At 67.3% G+C, this 6,000-nt stretch carries 4 protein-coding genes and 1 pseudogene; 4 read left to right on the forward strand and 1 reads right to left on the reverse strand.

Going from position 1 to position 6,000, the window contains the following annotated elements; genetic code table 11:
- Positions 1 to 747: 747 nt before the first annotated feature.
- Complete coding sequence (locus tag WJ542_RS26750) at positions 748 to 1,245, forward strand: hypothetical protein (protein ID WP_411192469.1); 498 nt, start codon at positions 748 to 750, stop codon at positions 1,243 to 1,245.
- A gap of 31 nt (positions 1,246 to 1,276) precedes the next feature.
- Here the strand turns inward: WJ542_RS26750 and WJ542_RS26755 are convergent, their stop codons facing one another.
- Complete coding sequence (locus WJ542_RS26755; RefSeq protein ID WP_411192470.1) at positions 1,277 to 2,278, reverse strand: LysR family transcriptional regulator; 1,002 nt, start codon at positions 2,276 to 2,278, stop codon at positions 1,277 to 1,279.
- A gap of 124 nt (positions 2,279 to 2,402) precedes the next feature.
- Here WJ542_RS26755 and WJ542_RS26760 point away from each other — a divergent pair, with 124 nt between their 5' ends.
- From WJ542_RS26760 to WJ542_RS26770, 3 genes and pseudogenes are all read left to right on the forward strand, one after another.
- Entirely contained in the window at positions 2,403 to 4,688 is a 2,286-nt protein-coding gene (locus tag WJ542_RS26760) for an NADP-dependent malic enzyme (protein WP_411192471.1), read from the forward strand.
- A 245-nt stretch (positions 4,689 to 4,933) separates the two neighbouring features.
- Positions 4,934 to 5,686, forward strand: a complete 753-nt coding sequence (locus tag WJ542_RS26765; RefSeq protein ID WP_411192472.1) for an SDR family NAD(P)-dependent oxidoreductase — start codon at positions 4,934 to 4,936, stop codon at positions 5,684 to 5,686.
- A gap of 96 nt (positions 5,687 to 5,782) precedes the next feature.
- Positions 5,783 to 6,000, forward strand: a pseudogene (locus WJ542_RS26770) (MFS transporter); the annotation flags it as partial.

The following is a 6,000-nucleotide window of genomic DNA, read 5'->3' on the forward strand; positions in this document are numbered from 1 at the left end:
TCGACGCCGCCCACCTCGGTCTCGCAAGGCGGCGGATGGTCGATCCCGGGCATGCCGGGGTCGGGTTACGGAAGTACGGGGGACGGCGGCACAACCGGCGGTTCGGTTGGGGCTGGGTCGGGCGCCGGGGCGGGCAACGGCGCCGGGGCGGGCGCTACCGCGAGTTCCGGCTGGGGCGATGGGTCGGCGTGGGGCGGTGTTTCGACCTATGGCGGAGGCGGTGGGTCGAGCGGTGGCAGTGGTTATGGCGGTGGTACGGGCAACGGGGGATCGAGCGGGGCCGGTGGCGGCTCTGGAGACGGCGGGCAGGGAGGCTCGGGCGGTTCTGGCGGCTCCGGGAATGGCGGGCATGGAGGCTGGGGAGGTTCGGGCGGCGATGGTGGCGGCTCCGGGAATGGCGGTCACGGTGGATCGGGAGGATCGGGAGGATCGGGCGGTTCGGGTGGATCAGGCGGTTCGGGTGGATCAGGCGGATCGGGCGGATCGGGCGGATCGGGTGGGTCAGGCGGATCGGGCGGATCAGGCGGATCGGGAGGATCAGGCGGATCGGGAGGATCGGGCGGTTCGGGTGGGTCAGGCGGATCAGGCGGATCAGGCGGTTCGGGTGGGTCAGGAGGCTCTGGAAACGGCGGCCACGGTGGTTCGGGTGGCGGCTCCGGCCACACCGGCACCACCGGCTCGAACTCCGGCAATGGCAACCAGTCGTCGAGCGGCCTCCTCAGCCCGATCGCGAATCTCGTCCTCAACGTGGGCGCCATCAGCGTGCCGATCGTGCCGATCACCCTCGGCAACAACAGCGGCAGCGGCAATGGCAACGGTGCAGGCAACGGCACGAGCAGCGGCTCGAAGGGCGCGACGAGCGGATCGAGCGGACATGGCTCGGGCGGCTTGCTGGCGCCCGTGACCGCGTTGCTGGGCGGCACGTCCCTGACCTCGGCGAGCGGCGGCTCGAAGGGCTCGGGTTCGCATTCCGGCAGCAGCCCGCTCGCACCGCTCGTCAACCTGCTCGGCGGCCAGACCGGTGGCTCCACGGGCAGCGCGGGCAGCACGGCGAACGGGTCGTCGACGAAGGGCAGCCCCGGCTCCACCTCCAACCCGGCCGCACCGCTGACCAGCCTCCTCGGCGCGCTCACCGGCGCCGCCGGCGGAGCGGGCGGGAGTTCGTCGCCGCTGTCTCCGCTCACGAATCTGCTCGGCGGTCTCGCGGGCAGTACCGGCAGCGGCGGCGGCACGTCGAAGCACTAGGCCGTAAGGCGAGGTGCCCTTCGGGGCACCTTCACACGCCCCGCCCGCTGTCCGCGGCCTGATAAAGCTCGCGCAACGACTGTCCGAAGGCCGCGTCCAGTTCGCGCGCGACGCCTGCGCGCGTGAACATCGCGACCGGCGGCAGCGTCCAGTCGAGCGTATAAGGCACGATCGCCACGCCCGCGAAATGCACGAGTTCTTCCGCGATATCGGCGGGCACGATCGACACGGCATTCTCGTTGGCGACGATCATTTCGCCGATCAGCCGCGACGTGTAGCTCTCCAGCATCGGCACAGGCGGCGCGACCCCGGCCTGCAGGAAGATATCGGCGATCTGCCCGCGCATGGGCGTGTGCGGCGCACCGAGGATCCAGTCGAGTTCCACGAGCTTGTCCCAACTGAGGCGCGCGCGCGCCAGCCGCGCGGCGAGGCGCCGGCTCGCGATGAGGCGCGGCTTCTGCTGGTACAGGACCTCGAAGCGAAGCTGCGCGAAATCGACCGTGGACGAGGCCCGGCCGATCACGATGTCGAGCGTGTGGTCGCGCAGCAGCGGCATGAGCGCGTCGCTCGTGCCTTCGTGAATCGTCAGCGTGACCCGCTGCGGCAGCCGCGCCTGCGTGAGCTGGATCGCCGAAGCGAGCGTACGCCCCGAGATGAATGGAATCACGCCCACGTGCAGCCGCGTGGCGTGGCCCGCGACCACGGCTTCGATGTCGCGCGCGAGGTGGTCGAGGTCGTGCAGCATGGCCTGGGCGCGCGTGAGCACCACGTTGCCGAGGGCGGTGGACGTCATGCCGCGCGACGAGCGCTCGAAGAGCGGCCCGCCGAACATGCTCTCCATTTCGGCGAGCGCGTTGGTCACGGCCGGCTGGCTGGTGGCGACGTGCTCGGCCACGCGCGTGAGCGACCCGTACTGGCGGATCTGCAGCAGCAGCACGAGGTGGCGCATCTTCAGGCGCGTGGTCAGGCGCCGCGTGACTTCATCGGGACTGAGAGTAGACAAAGGGACGGAGCAATGGACGATTCGGGCCATTAGTATAAGAAAAAAGTGATGGTGTCATACTAAATCAAAATTGGCAGATTATGGCGGCTGCCTAGAATCGACTCATTCGAACGTAGCCGGGACTGTCCGGCCCTAAAGAGAGCGAGTGAGGAACATGAACGAGACGGATCGCCAGGCAGCCCTGGAGTACCACCAGTACCCGACCCCCGGGAAAATCTCGGTAACGGCAAGCAAGCCGCTCATCACGCAGCGCGATCTGGCCCTGGCCTACACGCCGGGCGTGGCCGTGGCCTGCGAGGAGATCGTCACGGACCCGCAGAACTCGTTCAAGTACACGAGCCGCGGCAATCTGGTGGGCGTCATCACGAACGGTTCGGCTGTGCTGGGCCTCGGCAATATCGGCGCGCTGGCGTCGAAGCCGGTGATGGAGGGCAAGGCGGTCCTGTTCAAGAAGTTCGCCGGCATCGACGTGTTCGACATCGAAATCACCGAATCCGACCCGGACAAGCTCGTCGAGATCATCGCGAGCCTCGAAGCGACCTTCGGCGGCATCAACCTCGAAGACATCAAGGCGCCGGACTGTTTCACCGTCGAACGCAAGCTGCGCGACCGCATGAAGATCCCCGTCTTCCACGACGACCAGCACGGCACGGCGATCACGGTCTCGGCCGCGTTCCTGAACGGTCTGAAGGTGGTGGGCAAGGATATCCGCGACGTGAAGGTCGTGACCTCGGGCGCGGGCGCGGCGGCGCTGGCCTGTCTGGACCTGATGGTCGATCTGGGTCTGCCGGTCGAAAACATCTGGGCGACGGACCTCGCAGGCGTGGTCTACAAGGGCCGCACGGAACTGATGGACCCGGACAAGGCGCGCTTCGCGCAGGAGACTGCGGCGCGCTCGCTCTCCGAGGTGATCGAAGGTGCCGACGTGTTCCTCGGCTGCTCGGCGGGCGGCGTGCTCAAGGCGGAAATGGTCAAGAAGATGGCTGCGAAGCCGCTGATCCTCGCGCTCGCGAACCCGACGCCCGAAATCTTCCCGGAAGTGGCGCTCGAAGCGCGCGCCGACGCGGTCATCGCGACGGGCCGTTCGGACTTCCCGAACCAGGTGAACAACGTCCTGTGCTTCCCGTACATCTTCCGCGGCGCGCTGGACGTGGGCGCGACCACCATCACGCGCAACATGGAGATCGCGGCGGTGCGCGCCATCGCGCAACTCGCCCAGGAAGAGCCGAATGACTCGGTGGCCGCCGCCTACGGCGCCTATGACTTGCGCTTCGGCCCGACGTACTTCATTCCGAAGCCCTTCGATTCGCGCCTGATCCTGCGCATCGCGCCGGCCGTGGCGAAGGCCGCGATGGAAGACGGCGTGGCCACGCGCGCCATCGACGACTTCGAGGCTTACACGAACGAGCTCCAGCAGTTCGTCTATCACTCGGGCGCGTTCATGAAGCCCGTCTTCGCGACGGCCAAGCAGATCGTGCGCGAAGGCGGCAAGTCGCGCATCGTGTTCGCCGAGGGCGAGGAAGAGCGCGTGCTGCGCGCGGTGCAGGTGATCGTCGACGAGAAGCTCGCGCGTCCGATCCTGATCGGCCGTCCCGAAGTGCTGCTCGCGCGCATCGAGAAGTTCGGCCTGCGCCTGCGTCTGGGCGAGGACGTGGAAGTGACGAACCCCGAGTACGACGAGCGCTTCCACCAGTACTGGACCACCTATTGGGAACTGCGTTGCCGCGACGGCATTTCGAAGGAAATGGCGCGCGTGGAAATGCGCCGTCGCCTCACGCTGATCGGCGCGATGATGGTGCGCCTCGGCGACGCGGACGGCATGGTGTGCGGCACCGTGGGCGCGTACCACGACCATCTGCGCTTCGTCGACGAAGCGATCGGCATGGCGCCCGGCGCGAACACCTATGCGGCGATGAACATCCTGCTGCTCGACAAGCGCACGGTGGCGCTCGTGGACACGCACGTCAACGACAATCCGGACGCAGCGACGATCGCCGAGTTCACGATCGCCGCGGCGAAGCAGATGGCATGGCTCAATCTCTCGCCGAAGGTCGCGCTGCTCTCGCGCTCGAACTTCGGCTCGGGCAGTTCGGCTTCGGGCACGAAGATGCGCGAAGTGCTGAAGCTCGTGACCGCACAGGCGCCGGACCTGGAGATCGACGGCGAAATGCACGGTGACTGCGCGCTCGACGAGTCGCTGCGCGAGCGCATCCTGCCGCATTCGCGCCTGAAGGGCGCGGCGAACCTGCTCGTGTGCCCGAACGTGGACTCCGGCAACATCGCCTACAACCTGCTCAAGACGGGCGCGGGCAGCAACGTGGCCGTGGGCCCGTTCCTGCTGGGCGTGAACGCGCCGGTGAACGTCCTGACCTCGAGCTCGACGGTGCGCCGCATCGTCAACATGGCCGCGTTGACGGTGCTGCAGGCCAATCGCGACTGATCGGGCGGCGTCCGGGTCGTTTCCTCTTCGGCTCTTTGCCCTGCTGAACCCTGCTGAAACGGCGGTCCGCGCGAGCGGCCGCCGTTTTTTCTTTGCGAAGGGGCCCGCTGACGAAGGCGATCCGCTTTCGCTATCACCCCATGCGTCTTTCGGATTGTTCCCGTATCGCGGCGCACCTATATTGGCTGGGCAACGTTCGATTCCCATTTCACGAGACGCCGCATGAAGACGGCCGAGGAGGCGCAATGAACCAGATCGATCTCAAGGACCGCGTGATGGTGGTCACCGGCGGCGCGCGCGGCATCGGCTACGCGGTCGCACAGCGCGCGCTGCGCTCCGGCGCCGCGGTGGCGCTGTGGGACGCCGACGGCGAGCGGCTCGAACGCTCGCGCGGCGAGCTCGCGGCGCTCGGCAAGGTGTCGGCCGTCAAGGTCGAGCTGACCGATGAGACTTCCGTCGAAGCCGCCGCGCACCAGACCGTCGAAACGCACGGCGCGATCCATGCGCTCGTCAACAGCGCGGGCATCACCGGCGGCAATGGCCTCACGTGGGAACTGCCCGTGGACATGTGGCGCCGTGTGATCGAAGTGAACCTGATCGGCTGCTATCTGACCTGCCGCGCCGTCGTGCCGCACATGATCGCGCAGGGCTACGGGCGCATCGTCAACATCGCTTCGGTGGCGGGCAAGGAGGGCAATCCGAATGCTTCGCACTACAGCGCATCGAAGGCCGGGTTGATCGGGCTGACCAAGTCGCTCGGCAAGGAGCTGGCGACGAAGAACGTGCTCGTCAACGCGGTGACGCCGGCCGCCGCAAAAACCGAGATCTTCGATTCGATGTCGCAGCAGCATATCGACTACATGCTCTCGAAGATCCCGATGAACCGCTTTCTGATGCCCGAAGAGGCGGCTTCGCTGATCGTCTGGCTCACCTCCGAGGATTGTGCGTTCAGCACCGGCTCGGTATTCGACCTCTCCGGCGGGCGCGCGACCTACTGAGTGCCCCGCCGGGCGATGCGGCATCCCGCCCGTAAAGGGCGCTCTATGATCACAGCGACGATCACGGCGGACCCACCGCCGGAGGAGGAGACAGCCATGAAAGCCGAGGCCAGCCCGCTGCCCGATGCCGTTGTCGGCAAGGTCATGCGGCGCCTGCTGCCGTTCCTGCTGCTGATGTACGTGCTGGCGTTCCTCGACCGCGCCAACATCGGCTTCGCGCAAAAGGCGCTCCAGCACGACACCGGGCTTTCCGACACGGCGTTCGCCTTCGGCGCCGGCGTATTCTTCGTGGGCTATGCGCTCTTCGAAGTGCC

Source organism: Paraburkholderia yinzeri (assembly GCF_046581065.1).
GTDB lineage: Bacteria > Pseudomonadota > Gammaproteobacteria > Burkholderiales > Burkholderiaceae > Paraburkholderia.

Coding starts and splice junctions, on each gene's coding strand:
- WJ542_RS26765 (WP_411192472.1), top strand. CDS start 4,934: ATGAACCAGATCGATCTCAAGGACCGCGTGATGGTGGTCACCGGCGGC.
- WJ542_RS26760 (WP_411192471.1), top strand. CDS start 2,403: ATGAACGAGACGGATCGCCAGGCAGCCCTGGAGTACCACCAGTACCCG.
- WJ542_RS26755 (WP_411192470.1), bottom strand. CDS start 2,278: ATGGCCCGAATCGTCCATTGCTCCGTCCCTTTGTCTACTCTCAGTCCC.